Source organism: Paenibacillus macerans, from assembly GCF_900454495.1.
GTDB lineage: Bacteria > Bacillota > Bacilli > Paenibacillales > Paenibacillaceae > Fontibacillus > Fontibacillus macerans.
The window spans coordinates 1,215,805-1,241,229 of record NZ_UGSI01000002.1; the positions used below are offsets into that span (position 1 = coordinate 1,215,805).

Annotated in this window: 18 protein-coding genes; 8 read left to right on the forward strand and 10 right to left on the reverse strand. The window is 56.7% G+C overall.

Annotated features, from left to right (window positions below; genetic code table 11):
- Nucleotides 1-174: 174 nt before the first annotated feature.
- The 6 genes from DYE26_RS28635 to DYE26_RS28660 all read right to left on the reverse strand — a co-directional run bounded on the left by DYE26_RS28635 (nucleotide 175) and on the right by DYE26_RS28660 (nucleotide 6,247).
- The gene (locus DYE26_RS28635; protein ID WP_036619758.1) at nucleotides 175-1,011 is read right to left on the reverse strand and encodes an HAD-IIA family hydrolase; all 837 of its coding nucleotides are present in this window, start codon (nucleotides 1,009-1,011) and stop codon (nucleotides 175-177) included.
- Nucleotides 1,012-1,029: 18 nt separating this feature from the next.
- Entirely contained in the window at nucleotides 1,030-2,331 is a 1,302-nt protein-coding gene (locus tag DYE26_RS28640; protein WP_115311348.1) for an ABC transporter substrate-binding protein, read from the reverse strand.
- A 35-nt stretch (nucleotides 2,332-2,366) separates the two neighbouring features.
- Complete coding sequence (locus DYE26_RS28645) at nucleotides 2,367-3,194, reverse strand: carbohydrate ABC transporter permease (RefSeq protein WP_036619759.1); 828 nt, start codon at nucleotides 3,192-3,194, stop codon at nucleotides 2,367-2,369.
- A 33-nt stretch (nucleotides 3,195-3,227) separates the two neighbouring features.
- On the reverse strand, nucleotides 3,228-4,157 hold the full coding sequence (locus DYE26_RS28650; RefSeq protein ID WP_051985260.1) for a carbohydrate ABC transporter permease: 930 nt from the start codon (nucleotides 4,155-4,157) through the stop codon (nucleotides 3,228-3,230).
- A complete protein-coding gene (locus DYE26_RS28655; protein WP_036619760.1) occupies nucleotides 4,123-5,508 on the reverse strand; it encodes an alkaline phosphatase family protein in 1,386 nt (461 codons plus the stop codon). The genes DYE26_RS28650 and DYE26_RS28655 overlap by 35 nt, the downstream gene beginning before the upstream one ends.
- 145 nt (nucleotides 5,509-5,653) lie before the next feature.
- Nucleotides 5,654-6,247 carry a glycerol-3-phosphate responsive antiterminator gene (locus tag DYE26_RS28660; protein WP_036619763.1) on the reverse strand — a complete coding sequence of 198 codons (594 nt, stop codon included), beginning with the start codon at nucleotides 6,245-6,247 and terminating at the stop codon, nucleotides 5,654-5,656.
- A 175-nt stretch (nucleotides 6,248-6,422) separates the two neighbouring features.
- Between DYE26_RS28660 and DYE26_RS28665 the strand changes: the two genes are divergently transcribed.
- From DYE26_RS28665 to DYE26_RS28695, 7 genes are all read left to right on the forward strand, one after another.
- A complete protein-coding gene (locus tag DYE26_RS28665) occupies nucleotides 6,423-7,721 on the forward strand; it encodes a GntR family transcriptional regulator (RefSeq protein ID WP_036619765.1) in 1,299 nt (432 codons plus the stop codon).
- Between the two features lie 202 nt (nucleotides 7,722-7,923).
- On the forward strand, nucleotides 7,924-8,925 hold the full coding sequence (locus tag DYE26_RS28670; RefSeq protein ID WP_051985261.1) for a carbohydrate ABC transporter permease: 1,002 nt from the start codon (nucleotides 7,924-7,926) through the stop codon (nucleotides 8,923-8,925).
- Nucleotides 8,897-9,820 carry a carbohydrate ABC transporter permease gene (locus tag DYE26_RS28675; RefSeq protein WP_036619768.1) on the forward strand — a complete coding sequence of 308 codons (924 nt, stop codon included), beginning with the start codon at nucleotides 8,897-8,899 and terminating at the stop codon, nucleotides 9,818-9,820. The genes DYE26_RS28670 and DYE26_RS28675 overlap by 29 nt, the downstream gene beginning before the upstream one ends.
- A 72-nt stretch (nucleotides 9,821-9,892) precedes the next feature.
- Entirely contained in the window at nucleotides 9,893-11,365 is a 1,473-nt protein-coding gene (locus DYE26_RS28680) for an extracellular solute-binding protein (protein WP_036619770.1), read from the forward strand.
- Between the two features lie 87 nt (nucleotides 11,366-11,452).
- Nucleotides 11,453-14,671, forward strand: a complete 3,219-nt coding sequence (locus DYE26_RS28685; RefSeq protein WP_036619771.1) for an alpha-mannosidase — start codon at nucleotides 11,453-11,455, stop codon at nucleotides 14,669-14,671.
- Nucleotides 14,672-14,706: 35 nt separating this feature from the next.
- Nucleotides 14,707-17,181: a hypothetical protein gene (locus DYE26_RS28690; protein WP_240534097.1), complete on the forward strand. Its 2,475-nt coding sequence runs from the start codon at nucleotides 14,707-14,709 to the stop codon at nucleotides 17,179-17,181.
- Nucleotides 17,182-17,243: 62 nt separating this feature from the next.
- A complete protein-coding gene (locus DYE26_RS28695; RefSeq protein ID WP_082207676.1) occupies nucleotides 17,244-19,328 on the forward strand; it encodes a glutaminase family protein in 2,085 nt (694 codons plus the stop codon).
- Between the two features lie 213 nt (nucleotides 19,329-19,541).
- Here DYE26_RS28695 and DYE26_RS28700 read toward each other — a convergent pair whose 3' ends face one another.
- Genes DYE26_RS28700 through DYE26_RS28715 form a run of 4 tightly spaced genes read right to left on the reverse strand, consistent with a single transcriptional unit; the run spans nucleotide 19,542 to nucleotide 24,313 of the window.
- Nucleotides 19,542-20,204 carry a metallophosphoesterase gene (locus tag DYE26_RS28700; protein ID WP_036619773.1) on the reverse strand — a complete coding sequence of 221 codons (663 nt, stop codon included), beginning with the start codon at nucleotides 20,202-20,204 and terminating at the stop codon, nucleotides 19,542-19,544.
- A complete protein-coding gene (locus DYE26_RS28705; protein ID WP_051985262.1) occupies nucleotides 20,201-21,481 on the reverse strand; it encodes an ABC transporter ATP-binding protein in 1,281 nt (426 codons plus the stop codon). The genes DYE26_RS28700 and DYE26_RS28705 overlap by 4 nt, the downstream gene beginning before the upstream one ends.
- Nucleotides 21,478-23,160, reverse strand: coding sequence for an ABC transporter permease (locus tag DYE26_RS28710; RefSeq protein ID WP_036619775.1), 1,683 nt, complete (start codon nucleotides 23,158-23,160; stop codon nucleotides 21,478-21,480). Before DYE26_RS28710 ends, DYE26_RS28705 begins: the two co-directional genes overlap by 4 nt.
- Nucleotides 23,161-23,167: 7 nt before the next feature.
- Nucleotides 23,168-24,313, reverse strand: a complete 1,146-nt coding sequence (locus DYE26_RS28715; RefSeq protein WP_036619776.1) for an extracellular solute-binding protein — start codon at nucleotides 24,311-24,313, stop codon at nucleotides 23,168-23,170.
- 201 nt (nucleotides 24,314-24,514) lie between these two features.
- Here DYE26_RS28715 and DYE26_RS28720 point away from each other — a divergent pair, with 201 nt between their 5' ends.
- Nucleotides 24,515-25,408: a LysR substrate-binding domain-containing protein gene (locus DYE26_RS28720; RefSeq protein ID WP_036619777.1), complete on the forward strand. Its 894-nt coding sequence runs from the start codon at nucleotides 24,515-24,517 to the stop codon at nucleotides 25,406-25,408.
- Nucleotides 25,409-25,425: the final 17 nt, after the last annotated feature.

A 25,425-nucleotide genomic window follows, 5' to 3' on the forward strand; every position in this document is an offset into this window, starting at 1 on the left:
GCTCCTTCCCTCCTTCTTCGGCTTGTTCGCAAATCAAACGATAACACCTGAACAATATATTAAATATGTCTAATATTATTTGCCAAGCAAATAAAAGGGGAACGTTCACAGACGATCCAGGGCTTAACTGGCACCTCATGCGACGTTCCCCGATGTTCTTTTCGTTAGCTCGGCTTACTCTTTAACCGTTAACGTTTCGGCGGCGACAATCCGGTAAAGCTCCTCCATGCTGTTTACGACGATATCGGGATGGATTCCCGTTATCCGTTCACTAGAGGGGGTGTAAGGATTATCTACACTGCAATTTGTTATCCATACGGATTTCAAACCTGCCCGGATGCTGCCCAATATATCGGTATCCAAATTATCGCCGACCATAACGCAGTTCTCGGGAGAGACACCGCATTGCTTCATTCCGTAATGAAACATATATGGCTCCGGTTTACCGATGCACTCCACCGTGACGCCGGTTACAGCCTCAATAGCGGCCAACAGCGAGCCGGTCTCGGGAATTCGTTCCCCCGATACTCCGGGATGGTAAAGATCCCCGTTCGTGGCGATCAGACACGCTCCTTGCATAATATCCGCTGCGATTTGTTGAAGCTTCCCATAGTGGAACTCGGTATCCCGGCCAATGACCACAACATCGGCCCCCGCATCGTTCCAGGACACCGTTCGATGCCCTGCTTGTTCAACACTGCGTGCCAGACTCGCGCTTCCAATGGTTTTCACAGAGACATTTCCATACTTTTCTTTGATGTACGTTCCGGCGATATCCGTTACTGTGAAGATAGAGTCAGGGAGGACATCCATCCCCATGACCGCCAGTCGCTCCTTAATTTCTAATCCGTTCAAACGGGAATTGTTTGTCAAGAACGCATAGGAGATGCCCCTCTGCCGCAGCTGATGGAGCAGCGGGACAATCCCTTGAGATAGCCGATCGCCATGGTAAACGCAGCCATCCAGATCGAAAAAGCATACTTTGGTGTGAAAAAGAAAGCCCTGCTCCAAAACCAATCTCCTCCGCTTCTAGTTCAGCAAAGCATTTGACTGAGTCGCTGCGTCTTTGACGGCCTGGTCTACTGATTTTTGCTGCAGCAGCGCGGCCTGAATGTTATCCTGGACAATTTTGTACACTTTCGAGCCCGATGATCCCGGGAAATTATACCAAGGCACCATATCTTCGATTTGCTCATAGGTCACTTTGGCTGCCGGGTTTTCTTGCAGGAAATGGCCCATCAGCTGCTGATCTTCCAGTGCGCTATTGCGCGTTACCATGTAGCCGAAGCCCTGTGCGATCATCGAAGTCGCTTTGGGGGAAGTCGCGAATTTCACAAAATCCCAGGCCGCTTCCTGCTTTTTCGGATCTTGCGCCAAGATGACAAGGTTATTTCCACCCGCAGGAACAACGCGTTTGCCGTCCAGTGAAGGGAAGGTCGCCGTGCGGATGTCAAATTGCGATTGCTCGCGAAAGCTTGCGAGATATGCCGTCGTGGACACATACATGGAAATGTTGCCGGATTGAAAGCTTTGATTCGCTTGCTGGGTATCCAAGACCGGCATAGATTTATCCGTATTCACCAAATCAACCCAATACTCCAGCGCCTTGCGGCCGGCGTCAGAGTCGAACCCGACGGTTTTCAAATCTTTGGACATCATTTGGCCGCCGGCTGTTTCTGTCATCGCTTGATAGATCCAGTTGCCGGTAATATTATAATCGAAGTAGACACCGTATCGTCCGTTTACCGTCAGCTTCTTCGCGGCATCGCGAACATCCTGCCACGTTTTTGGCGGATTCTCGGGATCGAGTCCGGCCTCTTTGAAATGATCGGCATTGTAAAACAGAATCGGCGTGCTCACGGCAAAAGGCATGGCGTACTGCTTGCCATCATCGCCCTTGCCCAAATTCAGCATCGTTGGAAAAAAGTCGGACAAATCGTTTTTGTCCTTCTCGACAAAGGAGGAAGCGGGAACGACCGGCAGTGTGTCCAAAGCGAAACGGGTATACACGAATCCGTTCGTGAATACGTCGGGAAGCTGCTTGGCCGCTGCTTGCGTCTGAATTTTTTCAATGATGCCTTCGTAATTACCCTGTACAAATACCGGTTTGACCCTAACCTTATTCTGACTTTTGTGATATTCTTCTACCATCTTGTCGATGATGTCGCCGGCATGCATATGCAAAAATTCGATTTCCACAACCTCGTTGGACGCTTCGGAATCGTCTTGTTCACCGCTTAAGGGTTGTCCCGTTCCCGCTTCGCCGCAGGCGGACAATAGCATGATCACTGCGAACAAACAAATAATCCATTGCTTTTTCAATGTTGTCATTTTTATTTTCCTCCCTGGATTTGGAAAAAATGAGACTAGCCTTTCAACCCGCTATTCATAAAGCCTTGGATAAAATTTTTCTGCGCTGCAAGATACAGAAACAGGATCGGCAGCATGGACAAGGTTGCAACAGCCATTGTCGGCACCCATTCGAGAGCTTCTTCTTCTCGAAACTGCACGAAAGCAATCGGGAGTGTCTGCATCATTTTGTCGGTGAGCACAAGCAAGGGCCAATTGTATTCATTCCAGTTGCCTACGAAAAGAATAACCGCCAGTGCACTGATCACGGTCACCGACAGGCGCAAATACACGTGCCACATCATTCCAAGCGGAGTGCATCCGTCAATAACAGCGGCCTCCCCCAGCTCATACGGAACTGTCATGAACGATTGACGGAGCAGGAAAATGGCATAGCCGCTGGCAAGATGCGGCACGATCACGCCTGCAAAGCTGTTTAGCCATTCCAACTCGTTGACGATCATGTAAGTCGGCACCATCGTAACCTGATGCGGAATCATCATCGTAATAAGCACGAAGAAAAACAGGGCATCCCGGCCGGGGAAGCGATATCGGGCGAAGGCAAAAGCGGCCGCTACGCCTACGATAAGCTGTCCCAGCGTCTGCAAGCTGGCGGTAACCGCGCTGTTCCACGCCCAAAGTCCGATAGGGATTTCCCGCAGCACACGCAGATAGCCGTTCACATTAAACTGGTTCGCCCAGAATAAATGGCCGCTGAACACCTCCTCCGGCGCCTTAAACGAAGTGGCCAGCATCCAAATAATCGGAATTAAGCTGATTAGTGCAACGACAATCAGAAAAAGATGCTTAAACCCTTCTTCCACCAAACGCAAGGTATGGTTCATTCCACAATCCTCCTTTATTTAAAAACAAACGTTTTACTGGTAGTGGACCGTTTTTCGCGACAAGCGAAGCTGAATGACCGTAAGAGTACCGACAAGCAGAAGTAGAATGGTGGAAGAAGCCGAGGCCACCCCGATGTTGAAAAATTGGAAGGCTTCTTGATAAATCTGATATACCAACACATTGGTTGCATTGTTAGGACCGCCGCGTGTCATAATTTGGATCGTCGTGAAGACTTGGAATGACGAAATGATGCTCATGACAAGAATGAAGAAGGTAACCGGCGACAGCATAGGCAGAGTTACATGGCGGAACTGTTTCCAGCGCCCCGCACCGTCCATGGAAGCCGCTTCGTAAAGAGTGCGGTCTACGGACTTGAGTCCGGAAATATAGAGCACCATATTGTAGCCGAATCCCTTCCAGATTCCGACAATCGCAAGAGACCAAAGCGCCGTCGCCGGATCGTTCATCCAATTGGGGCCCTGAATGCCGAACATCCTGAGCAGCACGTTGATGGCGCCGACTTGCTCATTGTACATCAAGCTCCATACGATACTGATGATGCTAATAGAGGAGACAACCGGCAGGAAGAAGATCATCCGATACAGCCGCTTGCCTCTCCACAAGCTTTCCACGGCCAATGCAAGCGCAAGTCCAATCCCCATGGCAAAAGGTACCGTTAACAATACATAGAGGGCTGAGTTTTTGAGTGAAATCCAGAATACCTCATCGTGCAAGAGGCGCCTATAGTTGTCAAGTCCGACGAATTCCTTGTTAGGGCTAATCAGGTTCCACTTTTGAAAGCTCAAAATAAAGGCGAAGATAAACGGGTAGATGAAAAATACGACATAGAGGCCAAGCGCCGGCAGCAAAAAAGCGAAAGGCACCCATGACTGAAGCAGCTTGCTGCGTACGCGAACCGAAGCCTTGCTAGGCTTGTTGGCAAACGGCACCGATGATTCCAAGCTTTAATTCCTCCTTCCAAATATCATCCAACGCGCAACCATCCGTATCCGCAAGCTCTGTACGGAGAAGCCGGGCAATGGTTGGGGCGATGTCCACGATACGAATTTCCGGCAAAGTCAAACCGGAACGGATCGAGGGGCCCGCAGCCGTAAACACGGCTTTCAATTGTTCATGCTGCGGCAGATAGCCGTGCATCCCTTTAAATTTGGTTGTGTATTCGACAATTCCATCTCCACGGTGGTCGGAGTCTCCGTTGTAGTCGAAATGGACAAAGCAGTCCAGCTCGGCCTCGAAGGCAAAGTCCGGGCTGTGATCATCCAACTCGCCTTCAGCCGGAAGACCGAGGGAAGGGAAATCTTCCCGTTCAAACAGCCGGCCAACTCCCTCGCTTTCTGCAAGAACGCGGCGAACCTCGTCAATGAGTTGGGTTTTTCGGGCAGGTTCGTTCTCCAGCACATATACATATCCCGATCCTCCATTGGATACAGCGATCACCTGGCTATCCTTCGCCCCGGTATTCAGCCAGCCCTTCTGTTTGAACAGCCTGTTCGGATAGAACGTCTTGGCAGTGTTGACGAATCCATGGTCGGATACGATGAAAACGTCGGTTTGGTGCAAGATTCCCTTCTCATCTAATGCCTTCAACACCTCGCCGATTCGCTCATCTACATATTCAAGCGACCAGTAAGCTTCTTTGGAACGAACGCCGTAATCGTGTTGCATGCTGTCCGGCAGTAAATAGTGCATCTGGATCAAGTTTGGGCTGTGGCGATCGATCAAGTATTTGGCGATTTCAGTCGTCAGCCAGTCCTGCATGGGTCCGCGGGCATGATCCTTGCTCCAGTCACCATAACACTCCACCGGCAATCCGGCTGCTTTCAACTCCTTCCAAAGCGAGGCCGTACAGCAGGTCTCGAACAATTCCTGCTCGAAAAATTCAGGGATATTGAAATCGATCGTTTCTGCTCCGCGTGTAACCGGCCAACAGATGGATGCGGTAGTCCAGCCCATTCGCTTTGCAGCGTCATACCAGGTTTCTCTGCGCAGTACCTCCGTTTTGTTCCAGGTGCGGTCGGCGAAATGCTCGCCCACCCGGCGATTCGGGCGGTCTATCACCCAGTTTCCGAGCACGCCTTGCTTTCGAGGATATGTCCCGGTAACCATGCTGGCATGAATCGCCCAAGTCGCCGTCGGAAATACACTCTCCATGCCGGCCGCTGATACGCCTTCACGAATAATCCGACGTAAAGTAGGCATGCGGACATACGGATCATGCAAATAGGAATTGGCCATGCCGTCAATGCTAATAACAAGTACAAAACGTTCATTGCAATTGGATAATCGCGTCATCAGATTCATTCCTCCTTATGCATGTTGTTATATATAAGAAAAGAGAAAGCACCCAACAATAAACAAAGGGTACAAAACCCTGTTCAATGTTTGGAGCTTTCTCTCATTCTTCACTCGAAACTGGATTTATTAAATTGTTACGTTCTTAAACAGTGTAGTGCAGGTCTTGAAACGTCAGGTTCCAAAGCTCTGTATCGCTGGTTGCCAGCGATGTCGCACCGGCATACAAGCTTTCATTCGCTTCTTTTTTTGTATGAATCAAACCGCTTGCGATAATCGGGGTATCCGTCAGCGTCTCGGAGAAAGTATGAATGATTTTTGCAATAACTCCCGGCATGAGATCAATGCCATCCGGTTGAATGCTTTGAGCCAAACTTAGCCCATTCTTCAAAACCTGAGAATCAAGCACAAACAGGTGAAGAATCGCGTATAGACCCGCCCGTTTTGCTTCCTTGATCAAATGGCTTTTGGGTGTGATGATTCCGTCTGCGCCGACGTAATCCGAAATGAAATCCACACTTTCCTTGTCGGTGCTTGATAGCCCTTTAATCAAATCGAGATGGATAAAGGCACCCTTGTCCCTTTCCTTCGTCAGGCGGACGCCGCGGATGACTTCCTTTATTGTTCCGCCCATGAAGAAAATATTTTCCACCCGGCTGTCCAGCGCCAGTTCGATATCCTCCGGCTTGCGTACCGCAGCGATGATAGGGTTGTTGCCAATCTTGTGCAGTAAAGACATAGAAGTCGAATTCCTTTCCTTCCCGTTCCTGTATTCATTGTAACGACTGAATGTAAACGCTGAATTAAAAAGATGTACAAGTATTGTAAAGAGCGTCTCGCCAGTATCAATTGACTAAATGACATAAATGATATATCGTAAATGTAAAAAGAGAAAAAAATAGGAGAATCCAAGCATGCAAAACGAGCGAAAACCGTTATATATGCAGATTCAAGAGCATTTCAAAAATCAGATTTTGAGAGGCGAACTGCGGGAAAACGAAAAAATCCCCTCCGAAAAAGAGCTGATGGAGCAGTTTGACGTCAGCCGGATCACCGTCGCCAACGCGCTGACGCAGCTGGCCAAGGACGGATGGATTTATCGCATCCCGGGCAGGGGGAGCTTCGTCGGCGAGAACATTAAGGAGCTGATGGGCGGCTCCCATGTCCATGAATCGGGTTCGGGGATGCGCACGGAGAACGGCGGAGGCAGCGTCGGCGGTACGAGCGGTACGAGCGGTACGAGCGGTATGGGCGGTGCGGCAAATACGAGCCCGGTGACCGCAGCGGCGGCCACAGGGGCGGACAAAATGCCCTATCCCCCGGATACCGCGCCGCCTGGAGGCGAAGGAAGAAAGACGATCGGCCTTGTCATGCCGCTTCTCGTCGACTATTTTGGCATCCGCCTGATCCAGGGCATCAACAACGTCATCGAAAACAGCGGGTACAGCCTGCACATCGTGCTGACGTACAACTCGATCGAACGGGAAAAAGAGGCGATTCAAGACCTGCTCCGCAAAGGGGCGGCGGGGCTGATCATTTTCCCATGTGACGCGGAGACGTACAATGAGGAAATCCTGGCGTTGAAGCTCAGCGGTTTCCCGTTTGTGCTGCTCGACCGGTATTTGCCGGGGATCGCCACGAATGTGGCGCGCAGCGACGGCCTGATCGGCGGGCAGCTCGCCGTCGATTATTTGTGGAGCCTCGGGCACCGCGATATCGCCATCTGCTCCGATTCGCCGCTGCCGACAATTACGGTCGAGGACCGGATTAACGGCTATATGGAGGCTTTGAAGCAAAAAGAGGCGATGATTAATCCGGCGCTTATTCTGACCGATTTCAACGTCGACTACAGCGGCATCGACAAAACGCATCCCCTGTACCGGTTTATCAAAAACCGGATCGCCACGGCCTACATTACGCTGAACGGACGGCTGGGGCTGCATATTTATTCGATTTGCAAAGAACTCGGCCTTCAAGTTCCGGAGGACGTGTCGATTCTTACCTTTGACGATCCTTCGCCGGGCCTGCATGAGTGGGGATACTTTTCGCATATTTCCCAATCCGAAGTCGACATGGGGGAGGCGGCCGCCAACATTTTGCTGCAAATTTTCGAAAATTCCGACAATAAAGAGCCGGGTTATGCCAAGGTCATTTTGCAGCCGAAACTGATTGAAAGCCAGTCCACCGGCCCGTTGATCCACGAGAAGCGATAATCCAAGCAGCCTGCAAAGAATCCGGGCGTCTGCATGAATCACCATTGCAGGCGTCTTTTTTTACGCGAAAATTAGCGATAAATGATATATCTAATATCTTGACATAAATGACATAGTAAAATATATTTAATAACACAAACGACTAGTCAGATGTAAGCGCATACGTGCAGGTGGAATTGGGGTAAGGAGGTCAGAAGCAGGTATGGAAAAAACGGCAGAACGGGGGGGAAGTCCTTCTTTCCGGCGGGGGCGTCGGCAGGTATTCGGCAGGCATAAGGATGCTTGGATCGCTGCGGTCATCCTTGTGCCGATGTTTTTGTTTTGGCTAATAGTCTCCGGTTTTCCGACGTTGTTCGGCTTTGGGCTCGGTTTTTTTGAATGGATTGGTCTGGCGTCCTCGCCGAAATTCATCGGGTTCGATAATTTCATTAGCTTCTTTAACAACCCGGTTTATACCGGAGCTTTGTGGAGGTCGGTGTGGCTGGGCGGACTGGTCACGGTCATTACGCTGGCGGCGGGTTTTGGGGCCGCGCTGCTGATGAATATGCCGCTCATGGGCAAAGGCTTTTACCGCTCGATTTGGTATATTCCCGCCGTTACGGCGACTGTAGCGACGACGCAGGTATTCAACATTTTTTTGGATTCGAATAACGGGGTCATCAACAATTTGCTGAAAGCGCTGGGCAAGGAACCGGTCGTATGGCAGTATTCCGTGTCCTGGGGCATTTTCTGGATCGTCGTTTATTCCGTCTGGAAAGGCGTCGGAGGAGCGGCGCTCATCTGGCTCGCCGGGCTCCAATCGGTCGACGTGTCGCTGTACGAGGCGGCGGAGATCGACGGGGCGGGACGCTGGGGGAAGCTGCGATATGTCACACTCCCCGGCCTGAAGCCGATCGCGACCTATATCGTGATCACCAATCTGATCGCGGCGATTCAAATCTACGAACAGGTGCTGTTCATTACGAACGGGGGGCCGTACGGACAAACCGAAGTGCTCGTTTTCCGCATTTACCGCGACGGTTTCTGGGACTTCAATTTGGGCATGGCCGGCGCTTCGTCTTTGATTATGGCGGTCATCGTGATCGTCATCACCGTGCTGTATTACAACTGGTCAACCCGTACGGACAAACGGACGACGATTCCGATCAAACCGGTTAAAAAGGGGGCGGGAAACCATGCCGGAAACGTTAAGCGCGAAGTTTAAAAAGCAATGGAAGCCCGTATACCTGTTAGGCCATATCCTATTGCTCGGCATCGGCCTGATTTTGCTTTATCCGCTGATTTTCATGGTGCTCGCCGGATTTTTCACGAAAACGGAGTTTACCTCCACGGTGCTGGGCATATTCCCGATTCCAAAAGCGCCGACGCTGGAAAATTTCAAGGCTCTGATCGTCGGATCGACCGACGCCGCCGTCACCACCTATTTGAAAAACTCAATCATCCGCACGGCCTACAACACGTTTTGGGCGATTCTGACTTCTTTTTTGGCCGGTTATGTATTTGCGCGGCTCCGGTTTAAAGGAAGGGATACGCTGTTTCTAATCCTGCTGGCGACGCAGATGATCCCGGGCACGCTGGCGATCATTCCGACGTACCTGGAATTTGCCCGCTTTCCTTTTGCCGGGGGCAACCATATTTTCACCGGAGGAACCGGCATTTTGGACTCGTGGTGGATTTATTTGATCGGCGGGCCCGCCATCAACATTATGGGCACGTTTTTGGTCAAGCAATCGCTCGAAAAAGTTCCGTTGGAAATCGATGAAGCGGCGATCGTCGACGGCGCCGGGACGGTCCGCCTGATTTTTCAAATCCTATTCCCGCTGCAGCTTCCTATTATGGCTTTTATCGCTATTACGACGGCACTCGGTACGTGGAACGATTTCATTACACCGTTTTTCTATACGACCAGCGACCATTTGCAAACGCTTCCGGCGGCGATTACGAGATTGTCCTCCGTCGGGGCCAGTCCGGGCGCGGTAATCAACTACCCGATGATCATCACGCTGAGCCTTGGCATTACGCTGCCCGCGCTGCTGATTTTTGCCTTCTTCCAGAAGTACATCGTCCAGGGGTTGGCCAACACGGGGATCAAAGGGTAGGTACATGCGGCCTGTCTGCTTTTTGGAGTGTATATCGATACACATGATTTCTTAATAAATGGAGGGGTACGAATGCGGCTTAAAAAGATGAGCGCCATCGCGCTTACGCTTATGTTATCCATCGGTTTGGCGGCTTGTTCGTCAGGGGGGAGCGGGACGGCCGGAGGCAACGCGGGGACGGGCGAACCCGGCACGGCCCAATCGGAAGGCGGTGGCGCAAACACGTCGGAAACGGCGGGCGGCACGACGATCACTGTACTCAATGAAGGTGCGGTCGGTATCGGCGTTGGGGTGCTGAACGATTTGCTGGAGAAAAAGAAGCAGTCCCTCATTAAGGATGAAACGCAAAATCCGCGCATTGCGGAGGAGGACTTCTCGTATACTCCCGGCCAACCTTTGAAAAAAGCCGGCGTATTCCCGTATTACTACCAATCGATCATCATCGATAAGCTCAAGAGCAAGAACATTACCGCCAAAACGGAGGATTGGGGCTGGGGCGAGCCACTGATCCAGAAACAAACGGCCGGGTTCCTGGCGAAAAACATGCCCGACATCATCGTCGGCGAAACGCAAATGCCGGGCTTTGCCCAGCAGGGCCTGCTGGAGCCGTTCCCGGAGGAGATGGCCAAGGAGATTCGCGAAAAAACCGCCCCGGCGGCTTGGAAGCCGATGGAATACGACGGGAAAATTTACGGCTTCGCTTCCCAACCGGGCGTCAGCAGCTTGTTTTGGAACAAGAAGCTGGTGCAGGAGGCCGGCCTCGATCCGAACCAAGCGCCGGCGACCTGGGAGGAGTTTGCCGCCAATGTGCAGAAGGTGACGGAAGCCGGGGGCGGCAAGTTTTACGGGGGCGGGGTGTACGCCGGGCCGAACGCGGGCGGATATTTGCGGTACGGCACGCTGCTTGTCATTAACGGCGGCGGTTTTGCCGACGATCGGGGCCAGCCGGTGTTCAACTCGGACGCCAACGTAGAAACGGTGCAGTTCCTGAAGCGGCTGAATGCGGGCCATCCGGCCGGGCTGATGGTCAATACGAACGAAGGCACCTATTTTGACGCCTTCAAGAAAGGCCAGATCGCCTACCTGATCGATGGACCCTGGCGCGCGATCGAAAGCGCGCAGATCGGCATCGACTACGGGATGGCGCAAATTCCGCTGTCGCCGGACGGCCAGCCCGGCAACATTACGATCGGCGCGGCGTTCCACGCGGTGCCTAAAGACGCGAAAAACAAAGAGGCGGCGTTCGAATACATCCGCGCGATGTACAGCGGGGGAATTCAACAGCTGATCGCCGATACCGGAGTCCGCTCGCCGGTGCTGAAATCGATCGCCGAATCGGAAGGCTACAAGTCCGCCCATCCGGAGATGTACCAGCATTATCTGGCCATGTCCGGCAATGTGCAGGGGCTGCCGACGTTCGCGAAGGAAGATTCGAAGGTGTGGCAAATGTTCGGCGACGCGGTCACCAAATCGCTGATGACAAACGGGGACATCAAGGCGATTTTGGACGAAGCGCAGAAAAAAGCGGAGGCGGTTACGAAGTAAAACGGCGGTTAGGCGGATAGGCGGATAGGAGGACTGCAAGAGGCCAGTCCTCTTCTTTTGTAAATTTAAAGGAGAGAGTGATGCAGCATGCCGTATGAAACAAATCAGATCATGACGCAAAAGGCCAAACAGCGGCTTACCAAGCTGGAGAGCTACATATATCGTCCTGTGGAAACCTTGGCCGTGACGGCTTGGGTCACGCGGGAGCCGGTCCCTTACGCGGAGCGGAAAAGCGGAAAGCAGACGGAGCTCAAGACCGGCGGCAAATGGGGAGAACTGTGGGATTGCGCCTGGTTTCATTTTCGCGGGGAGGTACCGAAGACGCTTGCCGGCAGTAAGGTGGTGCTGCTGATCGACATTAGCGGAGAGCTATGCTTGGTGGATAAGAAGGGAGTTCCTTATCAGGGATTAACGAACGTCAGTTCCGGGTTCGACTACAGCTTGGGGCGTCCCGGCAAGCGGGTGGTGGACGTCAGTCCCGCGGCTAAAGGCGGGGAAACGATCGATTTGTGGGGCGACGGCGGCTGCAACGACCTGTTCGGAGAGTTTCGGAGCGGTACGTTGCAGGAAGCTTGCATCGCCGTCTGCAACGAGGAAGCCCGGAGTTTGTATTACGACCTGGAGGTGCTGATCGAACTGGCCGAGCAATTGCCGGAAACGAGCGCGAGAAAAGCGCGGGTGCTTCAAGCCGTATACGATGCGGCGAACCTGCTGGCCGAAATCAACGACGAGACGGTGCGCCTGGCGAAGGAGCGGGTATCCGGCGAGCTGGCGATGCGGGGCGGCGATCCCGTATTGACAGTCAGCGCGATCGGGCACGCGCATATCGATCTGGCCTGGCTGTGGCCGATCCGGGAAACGATCCGCAAAGGCGCGCGGACGTTTTCGACGGCGCTGCGCAATATGGAAAAATACCCGGACTATGTGTTTGGCGCCAGCCAGCCCCAGCTGTACCAGTGGATGAAGGAGCATTATCCGCAGCTGTACGAGCGGGTGAAGGAGCGCGTGCGGGAAGGCCGCTGGGAGGCCCAGGGAGCGATGTGGGTCGAGCCGGACACGAATATTTCCGGGGGTGAGGCGCTGGTGCGGCAAATCCTGTACGGAAAACGGTTTTTCCGCGAGGAGTTCGGCCAGGAGATGAAGGTGCTGTGGCTGCCCGACGTGTTCGGCTATACGGGAAGTCTGCCGCAGCTGCTGAAGAAATCCGGTGTCGATTACATGATGACGCAAAAATTGTCTTGGAGCACGTACAACACGCATCCGCATCACAGTTTTATGTGGGAGGGAATTGACGGGACGAAGGTGCTGACGCATCTTCCGCCGGAGGATACGTACAACAGCCCGGCCGCGCCGCGGTCGCTGGCGAAAATTGAGCGGAGCTACCTCGACCGGAACGTATCCGGGCACGCGCTGATGCTGTTCGGGATCGGCGACGGGGGCGGCGGCCCGGGCGAGGAGCATCTGGAGCGGCTGGCGCGGGAGAAGAACCTGCTCGGCCTGCCGCCGGTCGTTCAGGAGCCTGCGCTCGCGTTCTTCCGCCGGCTGGAGCAGGAGGCTGCACGTTTCCACACCTACCGCGGCGAATTGTACCTGGAAAAACATCAGGGGACGCTGACGACGCAGGCCCGGAACAAATGGTACAACCGCAAGCTGGAGAAAGCGCTGCGCGAGCTGGAGTTTGCGGCTTCGCTGCTGTGGGCGCTGGGCGGCGGGGCGTATCCGGCGGGACGGCTGGAGGCGATTTGGAAGGAAGTGCTGCTGTACCAGTTCCATGATATTTTGCCGGGGTCTTCGATCACGAGAGTTTACGACGAGTCTTTGGCGCGTTATGAGACGCTGTTTGGCGAGGTTCGGCCGATGATCGAGGAAACGTACGGCAGGGTTGCCGTTTTGGCAGGGTTGGCGAATGAGCCGGTGTTGTTTAATTCGCTGCCGTGGGAGCGGCGGGAATGGGTGGAATACGGCGGCCGGTGGCATTTTGTGAGCGTGCCGGGGATGGGCTGGCGGCCATTGCGGGAGGCGAGTTCGGAAATGCTTGAGGTTCGCCCGGAACCGGGGGCGGGGGGCGAAGTGCTCGTAGCCGAGGAGCGGCGGCTGGAAAACGGCCGGCTGGCGGTCCGCTTCCATGAAGACGGCAGCATCGCTTCACTGTACGATAAGGCGGCCGCGCGGGAGGTGTTTCCGGATGGCGCCAAGGCCAACGTGTTTACGGTGTATCATGATGACGGCGATGCCTGGGATTTCCCGCGCGATTACCGTGACACGGTCGCAGGGGCGATGGAGCTCGTTAAGGCGTCGGCTTACGTGCAAGGGCCGAAGGCGGTCATCGAGCAGGAATACCGGTTCGGAGACTCCGTGCTAACGCAGAAAATCAGCCTGTTTCAAGGCGGCGATACGCTGCAATTTGAAACGGAGTGCGCTTGGCGGGAGTCAGGGAAAATGCTGCGGGTGGCGTTTGCGGTAAACGTCGCCAGCGAACAGGTGAACTGTGAGATTCAATTCGGCGTCATCAAGCGGCCGACGACCCGGAACAACCGGATTGAGTTTGCCCGGGACGAAATTTGCGCCCACCACTACATCGATCTGTCGCAGCCCGATTACGGCGTGGCGCTGCTGAACGACAGCAAATACGGGCACAGCGTGGACGGAAACGTGATCGACCTGAACCTGCTGCGCAGCCCGGGATATCCGGACCCGGCGGCGGACCGGGCGCACCACAAGTTTACGTATGCCCTTTATCCGCATACGGGCGATTTTATCGAGGCGGGCGTCTACCGTAAAGGATATGAACTGAATGTTCCGCTAACGGTGGTGGGGCCGGGGACGGTTGTGGACGGGGAGAATGCTGGGGAGAGCGGTGTCCGGACCGGCGCTGGAAATGCCGGCAACACCGGTGGCGAGACCGTCGGCAAGCACGCCGATAAGACCGCCGGCGGGCACGACGGCAAGATCGTTGGCGAGCATGACGGCAAGATCATTGGCGAGCATGAAGGCAAGATCGTCGGCGCGCACGGTGGCAAGATCAATGGCGAACTGGTCCGGCTGCGGCAATTTGTGCAAATCGATCACCCGAACGTGATGGTGGAAGCCGTCAAAAAAGCGGAAGACAGCGACCATTTGATCGTCCGCTTGTACGAGACGGCCGGAGCCGGAGCGCGGGCCGGGCTGGCGTTTGGGTTCGAGTGCTCCGCTATTGAAGAGGCCGACTTTCTGGAAAATCCGCTCCGCTTGCTGGCGGAGGGGGAAAGTCATATTAACCTGCAATTTACTCCTTTTGAAATCAAAACGATCCGCGTCCGTTTATAACGGGCGTTAAAAGAGGAGCGAAGGAGGAGCGGTGAATGCAGAGACAGGGACGGGAAGAACCGCGGACGCAAGGGCTTGAGGAAGAACGGCTAGTGCACGCCCGGGGCCGCGAGGAGGAACGGCTGGCGAACACCCGAGGGCGTGAGGAGGAGCGCACCGGGTTTCAGGAGGGGAGTTCGTACGGTCCCTCCTACGATCTCCAGACGGACTTTGTCATGGTCTACGGGATCGATGAATCGACGCCGCGGCGGATTCGCGAATGGGCGGACCGGGGCTACCGGGTGCATTTGATGACCGGCGTGTCGTGGGGCGGCTATCAGGATTATTTGAACGGCAAGGTCGACGGGCGGTCCCATTGGGATGAAGCGCAAAAATACGAGGACGGCGAAACGATCATCCACGGCACTTCGGCCGACATCCCTTACATGGTGCCGACGATCGCCTATGCCGATTTCCTGGCCGGCCGAATTCGCCCGGCCGTTGATGCCGGGGTGGACGCAATCCATCTGGAGGAACCGGAATTTTGGGTCGAAGGCGGCTACTCCGAGGCGTTTAAGCGGGAGTGGCAAAACTTTTACAACGAGCCGTGGATCGCTCCGCATGCGTCGGAGGACGCGCAGTACCGCGCCTCCAAGCTGAAGGCGTATTTGTACGCCCGCTGTCTGGACCGGATCTGCTCGGCGCTCAAGGAATATTCGCTCGTTCGCTGCAACCGGCCGCTGCGGTTTTTCGTGCCGACGCACAGCCTGATCAACTATGCGCAGTGGCGCATCGTCAGCCCGGAATCGAAGCTGCTGGATCTGCCCTCGATCAACGGCTATATCGCCCAGATTTGGACGGGAACCTCCCGCACGGCCAACGTGTACGAGGGAAAGCGGGCGGAACGCACATTTGAGACGGCGTTTCTGGAGTACGGCATCATGCAGGAGCTTGTTCGGGGAACGGACCGCCGCATGTGGTTTTTGCACGATCCGATTGAGGACGATCCGAAGCGGACCTGGGCCGATTACCGTGAAAATTACATCAAAACGCTGACCGCGTCGCTGCTTCATCCGGAGGTGTCGCGCTATGAGGCGGCTCCTTGGCCAAAGCGCGTTTTCGAGGGGCGTTATCCTTCCGAAGACGGCAGCGGGAAAGAGGGGATTCCGCGCGACTATGCCACGGTGCTGCTTACGGCGATGCATACGCTGCGCGACATGGAGCAGGCCGATGTAGAGGTGGACGGACCCGGCGTCTTGGCCGGCGTTTTGCTGGCGGATTCGGCCATGTATCAGCGCAAGCGCATCGGCGTGAAAACGGCCGGATTCCTGATGAAATACGACGGGACCAACGAAGTGGAGCTGACCGACGAGGACGCGGTGGAGCTGCTCAACTTCTCCGCTTTTTACGGCCTGACGCTGCCGCTGGTCAAGCACGGACTGCCGGTAAGGCCGGTGCAGCTCGACAACGTCCGGCGGTTTCCGGGGTATCTGGACGGGTATCGGCTGCTGGTGCTAAGCTACGAGTTTATGAAGCCGGAGTATCCGGATTTGCACAGCGCGCTGGCGCAGTGGGTTCGGGAAGGCGGGGCGCTCGTCTACGTCGGCGACGACAGCGATCCGTACTATCGGGTGCGGGAATGGTGGAACCGCGGCGAGCGGAAATATGCTTCCCCGCGCGAGCATCTGTTCGAATGCCTCGGCCTGCCCGCCGATGCGCCGGAAGGGCTGACGCCGGTTGGGGAAGGCTGCGTTTCCTATTTGCGCGTGCGTCCGGAGCGGTTTGCGGAAAGCGCCGAAGGGGCGGAACAGCTGCGGCGTGCCGTGAGGGAGGCGCTCGCGGCTCTGGATGGCGGCGAGTCCAGGGTTCGCTGGGAATCGGCGAATTATTTTAAAATCCGCCGCGGTCCGTACGTGATCGCATCCGTAATGACTGAATCCGTGAGCGATTCGCCGCTGGAGCTGAAAGGGCGGTTTGTGGATTTGCTGGATTCGGGGCTGCGCATCGCGGATCGAGTTATCGTACCACCGGGGAAACAGGCGCTGCTATACGATTTGGAATATGCGGGGGCGCCGATCAGTGAAAGGGGGGTGTCGATCGGTGAATTGAGGTTGCCGATCAGCGAAACGAGGTTGCCGATCGGCAAAGCGAGAGTGCCGGACGGCGGGGAGGGAGCGACGGCTAACGAGGCGGTAAACCCGGCTGACGGAGCACGCGCGCCAAGCAGCGAAGCAGGAACGCCGCGTTGCGGAGTAATCGCCGCTTCCTCGCGGATTGAAGATTACACCGAAGACGGCCGGACGATTTCGTTTACGGTCCGGGGGCCGCGGCCGCTGCAAGCTGTGGCCCGCGTTCGCTGCAAAGTGAAACCTGCGGCGGTGACCATGCAGGCGGGGGGCGGCGGAGATCAAGCGCCGGCGCAAGCCGGCATCCGGCTTCCCTTCGATTGGGATACGGCGTCCCAAACGCTCCTGGTGCGTTATGAGCACGGCGAAGAGAAAACACGCATTACAATCCATAAAAGTGAGTGATCAAAAGCGGCCTTTTTGAACTACCTCTAAAAAACGGATTCTACGCAGGGAGGCAGATGACTATGAATAACGTTTTACGCCCGCCGGCCGTTCCATTGGTGACGATCGATCCTTACTTCAGCGTATGGTCGATGGCGGACCGTCTCACCGATGATTTTACGCGGCACTGGACCGGCAAACGAAACGCGCTTACCGGAATCATCCGGATCGACGGCGTCCCCTGGCGCTTCGCCGGGCTGCTTGAGCCAAACGCGGAAAACTACTACACTGAGCCGGAGGCGATCCCGCAAACCGGGCTTGAAGTGACTCCGCTCTCCAGCATTTATCGTTTTGAGGCGGCGGGAGTCCGGCTTGAGGTGAAATTTACGAGCCCGCTGCTTTTGGATGATCTTGAGCTGCTGTCGCGGCCCGCTTCCTACGTGCATTTCCGCGTATGTTCCGTGGACGGCCGGCCGCATTCCGTGCGGATCTATTTTGACGCGACCGGGGAATGGTGCGTAAACACCAGCGATCAAAGCATCGTGTGGCGGCAGGAAAAAACGGACGGCTTGACGCTGCTGCAGGCCGGCCATGCCGAGCAGAACTGCCTGAACGCTTCAGGAGACGACCGGCGGATCGATTGGGGCTACTTTTATTTGGCGGCGAGAGAAGGAGCCGATACCCGCACCTTTATGGACACCGCCGCTGTCCGCAAGGCATTTGCGAGAACCGGGGAAGCGGAGCTGGAGCCCGGCGGCATCGGAAAGAACCTGTCGCGAATGCCCCAGCCGCAGCCGGTGAGGGACAGTCAGTTCGTCATGGCCTGCTTGTGGGACTGCGGGGAAGTAGCCGAAGCGGAGAAGACGAATTTGATCGTGCTCGCTTACGACGATGTTTACGCGATCGAATATTTCGGCCAGAAGCTGGAGGCTTATTGGAAAAAAGACGGCCAAACCGCTCCGGCGATGCTGGCGGAGGCGTACCGGGAGTATGCCGAAATCATGGAACGCTGCGGCTCATTCGACCGGCAGCTCCGGGCGGACGCGACTGCCGCCGGCGGTGATAAATACGCCGACATTCTGGCTTTGTCCTACCGCCAGGCCATCGCCGCGCACAAACTGGTCACAGGCCCGGAAGGCGAGTTGCTTTTCATGTCCAAGGAATGTTTCAGCAACGGCTGCATCGCGACGGTGGACGTAAGTTATCCTTCGATCCCGCTGTTTTTGCTGTACCGGCCTGAACTCGTGCGGGGAATGATGCGGCCGATTTTCCGATATGCGGCAAGTGAAGCTTGGCCGTTTGATTTCGCGCCGCATGACGTCGGACAGTACCCGCTGGCGAACGGCCAGGTGTACGGGGGAAACGCCCTGGACGGACAAATGCCGGTCGAGGAATGCGGCAACATGCTCATCATGGCCGCCGCGGTCAGCTTGGCCGACCGGAACATGGAGTTCGTGCGGAAGCATCGGGAGCTGTTGAAAGGGTGGGCGGACTATTTGCTGGAACATGGGCTGGACCCGGAAAACCAGCTTTGCACGGATGATTTTGCCGGGCATTTGGCCCGCAACGCCAATCTTTCGGCGAAGGCGGTCATGGGGGTGGCCGGCTATTCGCTGCTGCTCGGTCTGCTTGACCAGCCGGAAGAAGCAGAGCGCTATAAGGCCGCGGTCAAAGAGATGGCCGTACGCTGGGCGGAACTGGCCGAGGAGCGGAGCGGCGGAAAAAATGGAGACAGCGGAGCTCGCAGCCATACCGTGCTGGCGTTTGGCCAAGAGGGCACGTGGAGCCTGAAATACAATTTGATCTGGGACTTTTTGTTTGGCACCCGCTTATTTGACGAGGAGATCGTCCGGCGGGAAGCGGCCTGGTATGTGTCGCAGGGGGACCGGTACGGCGTGCCGCTGGATAGCCGCGAGCATTACACGAAGGCCGATTGGCTCGTTTGGGCCGCCTCGCTGGCGGAGAACCGGGACGATTTCCTCCGGTTGATCGAGCCGCTTTGGGATTTCCTGAACGAAACGCGCGATCGCGTGCCCTTTTCGGATTGGTATGACACCCGGACGGCCCGGCAGATGAACTTTCAGCACCGCAGTGTGGTCGGCGGGATGTTTATCAAGCTGCTGCAGGAGAAAGGCTTAGGTTCGGCCGTTTCTCAAGTGACCCAATAGCCTGATTGGAAATATCCAATAGAATTGGAAATCTAATGGTAAATACAGCTGCTAGATTGGATATTTCCAATAGATTGGGGTCGGCGGGGCCCCAAACGGGCGATTTGAGTGAAATCTATTGGTTTTTTGCCAATGAGAGCTCAAAATTCCGTTCGATTACCGCCGATCGATTGGAATTTTTCCAATGAGCCTTGAATGGTGGCGTACCTCCCCCTAATGGCACGCCGGCAGGGATACCGCCTCGATCCGGAGATCGCCGTACAGGCTGGTCTGCGCGGTTGAGCAGGAATAGGCCGTGCCGCCGGTGAGGTCAAGCAGGGTCAGCCGCTCGCCGTGTTTGGCCCCGGTGTCGATGCCGAGGCGTCCGGCGGCCTGCCAGATCGCGCCGGGTTTGGCGCCCAGTTTATAGGTCGGCGTGTGGCCGAATACGACGGTGTATCCGCAGTCCGGCGCACCGTTCCAAAAGTCTTCGCGAATCCCGGTAAGGTCTTCGGGGGATTGGCGTTCCAGGGAGCGTCCCGGACGGATACCTGCGTGCACGAACAGCCAAGGGCCTACGGTCATATAAAAAGGCAGCCCGCTTAACCAATCCAGCCGGGCATGCGGGACAAGCGCCTCGGGAATTGGGCCGGCCTGTTTCAACAGGTTCATTTCCAAATTCCCGAGCAGAGCCGTCGCCCCGTCCAAGTCGAGCTGCTGAATCTGCTCCAGCGTTCCCCAGGTATCCGGGTCCGCGTTAATGTAATCGCCCAGCAGAATCAGGCGATCCCGCCGGGCATCGTAAGCGGAAGCGGCCAGCAGCAGCTTCAGTCCCTCCCCGTGGCCGTGAATGTCGGAGATCGCCAGCAAGCGCGATCGATGGGTGAGTGGGTTCATTTTGCCGTAACCTTTCGTTCTTCGTTTTGACGCGCAGCATAAATATACGCGTTTGCCTTGGGCAGCATGACGGTGTGCCGGGTGTTCACCGGAAGCGGCGACGCGCTTAGCACGTACAGCTTGTGTCCTGTGTCCGTTTCGGCCATGACCCGCCAGCGTGTCCCTTCGAAGGTGCAGTGAACCACGTTTACGGGCAGAAGGTTTTCTCCTTCCCGGCCCTCCGCGGCAACGCCGCCTTCGATCAGCCGCAATTGCTCCGGCCGGAACAGCAGCTCGGCTGCGGCGCCGTCCGGCAGACCGGAGCACTCCGGCCCCGCGGCGCCTTCGATACGGGTTGCACCTTCCGGGCGGGGAACGTCATTCCCGCTCCCCGCGCCGCCGATGCGGATCGCGTACCCGCCGCTTCGCTCCAGCAGCCCGGGCAGGCGGTTGATGGCGCCGAGCAGGGAGGCGACCCACGGGCTGGCCGGGCGGGTAAAGCACTCCTGCGGCGTTCCGATCTGGTCGATAGCGCCGCCGCGCAAAATGAGCAGCCTGTCGGCCATCGAAAAAGCTTCCTCCGGGTCGTGCGTGACATGGAAAACGCTCATGCCCAGCTTGCGGAACAAATAGGCCATCTCCGCGCGCATTTCGATGCGCAGGCGCATGTCGAGATTGGATAAGGGCTCGTCCAGCAAAATCAGCTTTGGACGGGTGGCCAGGGCGCGGGCGATGGCCACGCGCTGCTGTTGTCCGCCCGACAGCTGCGGAGGCAAGCGGCGCTCCAGACCGCCCAGATGCAGCAGTTCCAGCAGCTCGCCGACCCGCGCGGCCTTTTCCTCGCGCCCCAGCTTCCTCAGCCCGTAGGCCACATTGTCGAACACGTTCATATGCGGCCAGAGGGCGTAATCCTGAAACACCATGTTGACGTTTCGTCTCTCGGGCGGGACCATCCCGCCGGGAGAAGCGATCGTTTCGCCCTTCAGGCGGATTTCCCCGTCATCGGGGCGGGACAATCCGGCGATCAGCTGCAGCAGCGTCGACTTTCCGCACCCGGAGGGGCCCAGCACACTGATAATTTCGCCTTCCTTCATATCGAAAGAGACGCCGCCGAGCGCCTGAAACGAACCGTACCGTTTCGTCAGCCCGCGAATTTCCAGCAACGTGCCGGCCGAGGGAGTTTCGGTCGAAAAAGTTCCGGCTGAGAACGTTCCAGCCGAGGACATGCCGGCCGAGAACGTGCCCGTCGCGGGCATGCCGATTGTGGACGCGCCCGCAGTTGTCACTCTAGTAGTCATGACTTAACCTCCTTGCGCCGCAGAAGCACTTCCAGCAGCAGAATAATCAGGACGACAACGGTTCCGCCAAAAACGGTGGCGGCCGAGGCGTATCCGAACTTCATGTCTTCAAAAGCTTTGTTGACGGATACCGGAAACGTGATGAAATTCGGCGGGAACAAAATCGAGTTGACCGCCAAATCGAACACGCCGGACCCGAACGCGGCCAGTCCGGCGGACAGCAACGCACCGTGGATCAGCGGAGCCAGCACGCGGCGGATCCGGCCCAGCCAGGTGTCCCCGTTCAACTGAGCGGCATGCAGCAGGCTGCCCGGCACCTTGGCCATCGCCCCGATCAGCACTCTCGTGATGACCGGGATCGCCCCGGCGATCGCCGCCAGCACGAGAATGGACGGTTTGCCGTAAAGCAGCAGCCCGATCTTGTCCAGCCAGCGTTGGTTCCACACGAAGATGTACCCGATCCCCAGTACGACGCCGGGCACGGCGAGCGTGACAAGCGATAAAACCTCAATGCCGCGTTTGAGGCGGAACTGGGAATAGTTCAGCACGTAAGCCGCCATCAAGCCGATCAGCAGGCCAAGCGCGGCGGCAAGCAGCGCGATCGCAAGCGAACGCTCAAGTCCGACGAGCAGTTCGGAGCCGCTGTGAAACAGGGAGCGGTAGTGCTCCAGAGTCAGGTTCCCGGGCTGCAGCCCGCCGGTCTGCGTTTTTAAAAAGGACAGCAGTACATTGGAACCGATCGGAATGCCGATGACAACCAGCAAAAAGGCCAGATTCAACGCGGCGAACGGCCATTTGAGGCGCCCGGCCGGTTTCGGCACCGCAGGCACGGCGCGGGCCGACAAGAAGTCGAATCTGGAGCGGCGCAGCGCGTAAAACTGCACCATCATCGCCGCGCCGATCAGCAGCACGAGGTAAAAGGACAACACCCCGGCCATGTCAAAACGGATCGGCGACGTATACAGCGCCGAGTAGATCGAATAAGGCAGCGTCGGGAACCGGTACACGGCCGCGATCGAAGCCGGAAGCCCGAAATCGCCGACCGTGTCCATAAACACGAGCGCCGCTCCGGCGAGGAAGGCCGGGAGCAGCAGCGGGGCCTGAATCGTGCGCCATACCCGCCACGGGGAGGCGCCGCTGAGCCTCGCCGCCTCCGCCAGCTGCTCCACCTTCCACTCCATCGCCGAGCGCACGCTTAAATAAGCGAGCGGAAATTTGCTGAGCGTCATAACCGCGATCAGGCCGGCCGGCTGAAACACCGCCGGGGTGATCCAGGTCCAGCCCAGCAGCTTCGCGGCCAGGCCGCCGCCCGCCGAAAACATCACCCAGCCCTGGGCCAAAATGAAGGAGGGCATGATCAGCAAAATCCAGACCGCGGCGTCCAGCAGCCGGGCGGTCGGGAACTGCCGGCTGGAGCGGACCATCGCCAGTCCCCCGCCGAGCAGCGTAGCCAGAACGGTCGTTCCGCCGGCGAGAACGACCGAATTTTCCAATGATTTTTGCCATAACGGGCGGCGGAAGATTTCCAGCAGCAGGCTGAGCTCCCCCCGTTCCCAGTTGCCGAAAAACACGCCGGGCAGCAGCACCTGGATGAACACGGCCAGCAGGGGATACAACACGAGCACGAACAGGATCAGGCTGACGGACCACCCGAGACGGTCTTGCGTTTGTCGCAGCATAGGCCGGTTATTTTACCGCTTTATCGGCGAACCATTGTTTGATTTCCGCCTCATGCTCCGCGGCCCAGACGGCGTCGGTGGCGACCAGCTTGGCGTTTGGATCGCGGTCTTCCTTCGGTTTGGCCCCTGCGGCGGACGGCTCGAAATAAGCTTCATCGCCGCGGTCGACCAGTTCCTGCTGCGTTTTCGGATCGAGCAAAAACTCGATGAATGCTTTGGCGGCGTTCAGGTTTTTTGTATCCTTCTGAATCGCGGCCACCCGCACGGATGCCGGCGCGCCTTCTTCCGGCCAGACGATGCCGATCGGCTCGCCGGAGGCCAACATGCTGTAGGCGTTCGATTCCTGCAGGGCGGCGATTTTCACTTCGCCCGCAGTCAGGGCTTGTACGACCTGCGGATTTTTCGGATATACGCGAAGGCCGTTGTTAAACCAGGAGTCAAAAAACGCCTTCCCCCCGTCCATGCCTTCCTGCTCAAAGAAACGGGCGACGAACGGATAGGCCGGAGCGGCGATCGCCGGGTCCGCCGTGGCGATGATGTCCTTATATTCCGGTTTGGCGAAGTCCGCCCATGATTTTGGGGCCAGGTCTTCCGTAAAGCTGTTTTTGTTGTACACGATCACCCCGGCTGCGTGGGCGCCCGTCGGGTAGTAAGCTTTGTTTTCAGGCACGTAGCCGCGGTAGGTTTCCGTCAAGTTGGCGGCGTTGTCGGGCGTCCAGCCCGTAAGCAGCTGCCCCTGCTGGCCGAGCCCGTTGATCGACGGCATCATGTCCGCCCAAACGACGTCCCAATGCGGATTGCCTTTCTCCGCCTCGATGCGCGACATGATTTCCGCCCCGTTCCCGGTGACGAGATTCACCTTGTACCGGGTGCTCTTCTCAAACATTTCGGCGATAATATCGTCAAAATCGTTCAAGTAGACGGTAAGCGTTCCTTCGTCCTTGACAGGTTCTTCAGTGGAACCGGCGTTGCCGCCGTCTGCGCCTTGCGCGGCTCCCGATCCATTTCCGGCGGCTTCCGCACCGGCGCCACCGGCCGTATTTTGCGCGCCGCCGCTTCCGTTTCCGCCCGCTCCTCCGCAGGCGGTCAACGCCAGCGACAACAGCAGCGTCAACAACAGTAAACCGATTCCCCGATTTCGTTTATTTTTCATCTTCATACTCCCTTCAAGGCGTATATTTCACGTCGGGGCCATTGACGCACTTGCCCTTCGGCCTCCTCGCTGCTTCAAATTTAACAACCAACAATCAGCAACATGTTAACGCAGCGTACAATTTATGTTAAATAATGTTTATATATATTGATATTAGTATAGATTTAATCTATATTTCTGTTCAGAAGGGGGAATCGCGACATGAACATTCAACAGTTAAAAGTGCTGCAGGAGATCGGCTCGGGAAAAACGCTGCGGGAGGCGGCGGAAAAGTTAGGGTTAAAGCAGCCGACGGTAAGCTTTCATTTGCGGAAGCTGGAGGAGGAGCTCGGCCTGGAACTGACCCGCAAGTCGGCCCGCAAGCTGCGTCCGAGCGAGGCTGCCGCCGATCTGCTGCCTTATGTGCGGCGCATCGTGGCCCTGACCGCAGAGATGGAGGAGCGCGCCGCCGAACATCGGGAAGGAAGGGGAGGCAAGCTGCGGCTCGGGGCGAGTTATACGCCGGCCACCTATTTCCTGCCTCCTTACTTCGCGGGATTTCAGAAGCTTCACCCGGACGTCAGGCTGCTGCTGTCGGTCAAAAAAGCCGACACCGTGCTGGCGATGCTGCGCAATTACGAAGTCGACGCGGCGATCGTCTCCTTGCCGGATACGGACCCGCAGGACATGATAATCGTCCCGCTTGTCGCCGATGAGCTGCAGTTGGTGCTTGCGCCGGCGCACCCGCTCGCCAATCAAACGGGACTGACGGCCCGCGATCTGCGGCTGGAGACGTTTTTGCTGCACGAACCGGGATCGACTTCCCGCCGGCTAACCGAAGCTTGGGCGGCGGGGATCGGCCTTCGTTTCCATGCGGTGATGGAGCTCGGAGCGATCGAAACGATGAAGGAAGCGGTGAAATGCAACATCGGGATCGCCGTGCTGCCCCGGCGGAGCGTGGTGCGGGAAACCGCGTCCGGCGAGCTGATCCGCCGCGATCTGCCGGGGTACAGCAACAGCCGGCGGATATGCCTTGTGTACCGGGAAGAAAAATCGCTGTCCCCCAGCGTCCGCAAATTTAACGAATATCTTCTGGAGCAGCTGCCGAAGCATTGATCGAAAAAAAGGATAGC

Bases quoted from the DNA above. Each gene is read 5' to 3' on its own strand.
- DYE26_RS28695 (WP_082207676.1), top strand. From the start codon at position 17,244: ATGAATAACGTTTTACGCCCGCCGGCCGTTCCATTGGTGACGATCGAT.
- DYE26_RS28700 (WP_036619773.1), bottom strand. From the start codon at position 20,204: ATGAACCCACTCACCCATCGATCGCGCTTGCTGGCGATCTCCGACATT.
- DYE26_RS28655 (WP_036619760.1), bottom strand. From the start codon at position 5,508: ATGACGCGATTATCCAATTGCAATGAACGTTTTGTACTTGTTATTAGC.
- DYE26_RS28690 (WP_240534097.1), top strand. From the start codon at position 14,707: ATGCAGAGACAGGGACGGGAAGAACCGCGGACGCAAGGGCTTGAGGAA.
- DYE26_RS28715 (WP_036619776.1), bottom strand. From the start codon at position 24,313: ATGAAAAATAAACGAAATCGGGGAATCGGTTTACTGTTGTTGACGCTG.
- DYE26_RS28640 (WP_115311348.1), bottom strand. From the start codon at position 2,331: ATGACAACATTGAAAAAGCAATGGATTATTTGTTTGTTCGCAGTGATC.
- DYE26_RS28705 (WP_051985262.1), bottom strand. From the start codon at position 21,481: ATGACTACTAGAGTGACAACTGCGGGCGCGTCCACAATCGGCATGCCC.
- DYE26_RS28665 (WP_036619765.1), top strand. From the start codon at position 6,423: ATGCAAAACGAGCGAAAACCGTTATATATGCAGATTCAAGAGCATTTC.
- DYE26_RS28675 (WP_036619768.1), top strand. From the start codon at position 8,897: ATGCCGGAAACGTTAAGCGCGAAGTTTAAAAAGCAATGGAAGCCCGTA.
- DYE26_RS28710 (WP_036619775.1), bottom strand. From the start codon at position 23,160: ATGCTGCGACAAACGCAAGACCGTCTCGGGTGGTCCGTCAGCCTGATC.
- DYE26_RS28645 (WP_036619759.1), bottom strand. From the start codon at position 3,194: ATGAACCATACCTTGCGTTTGGTGGAAGAAGGGTTTAAGCATCTTTTT.
- DYE26_RS28670 (WP_051985261.1), top strand. From the start codon at position 7,924: ATGGAAAAAACGGCAGAACGGGGGGGAAGTCCTTCTTTCCGGCGGGGG.
- DYE26_RS28720 (WP_036619777.1), top strand. From the start codon at position 24,515: ATGAACATTCAACAGTTAAAAGTGCTGCAGGAGATCGGCTCGGGAAAA.
- DYE26_RS28660 (WP_036619763.1), bottom strand. From the start codon at position 6,247: ATGTCTTTACTGCACAAGATTGGCAACAACCCTATCATCGCTGCGGTA.
- DYE26_RS28685 (WP_036619771.1), top strand. From the start codon at position 11,453: ATGCCGTATGAAACAAATCAGATCATGACGCAAAAGGCCAAACAGCGG.
- DYE26_RS28680 (WP_036619770.1), top strand. From the start codon at position 9,893: ATGCGGCTTAAAAAGATGAGCGCCATCGCGCTTACGCTTATGTTATCC.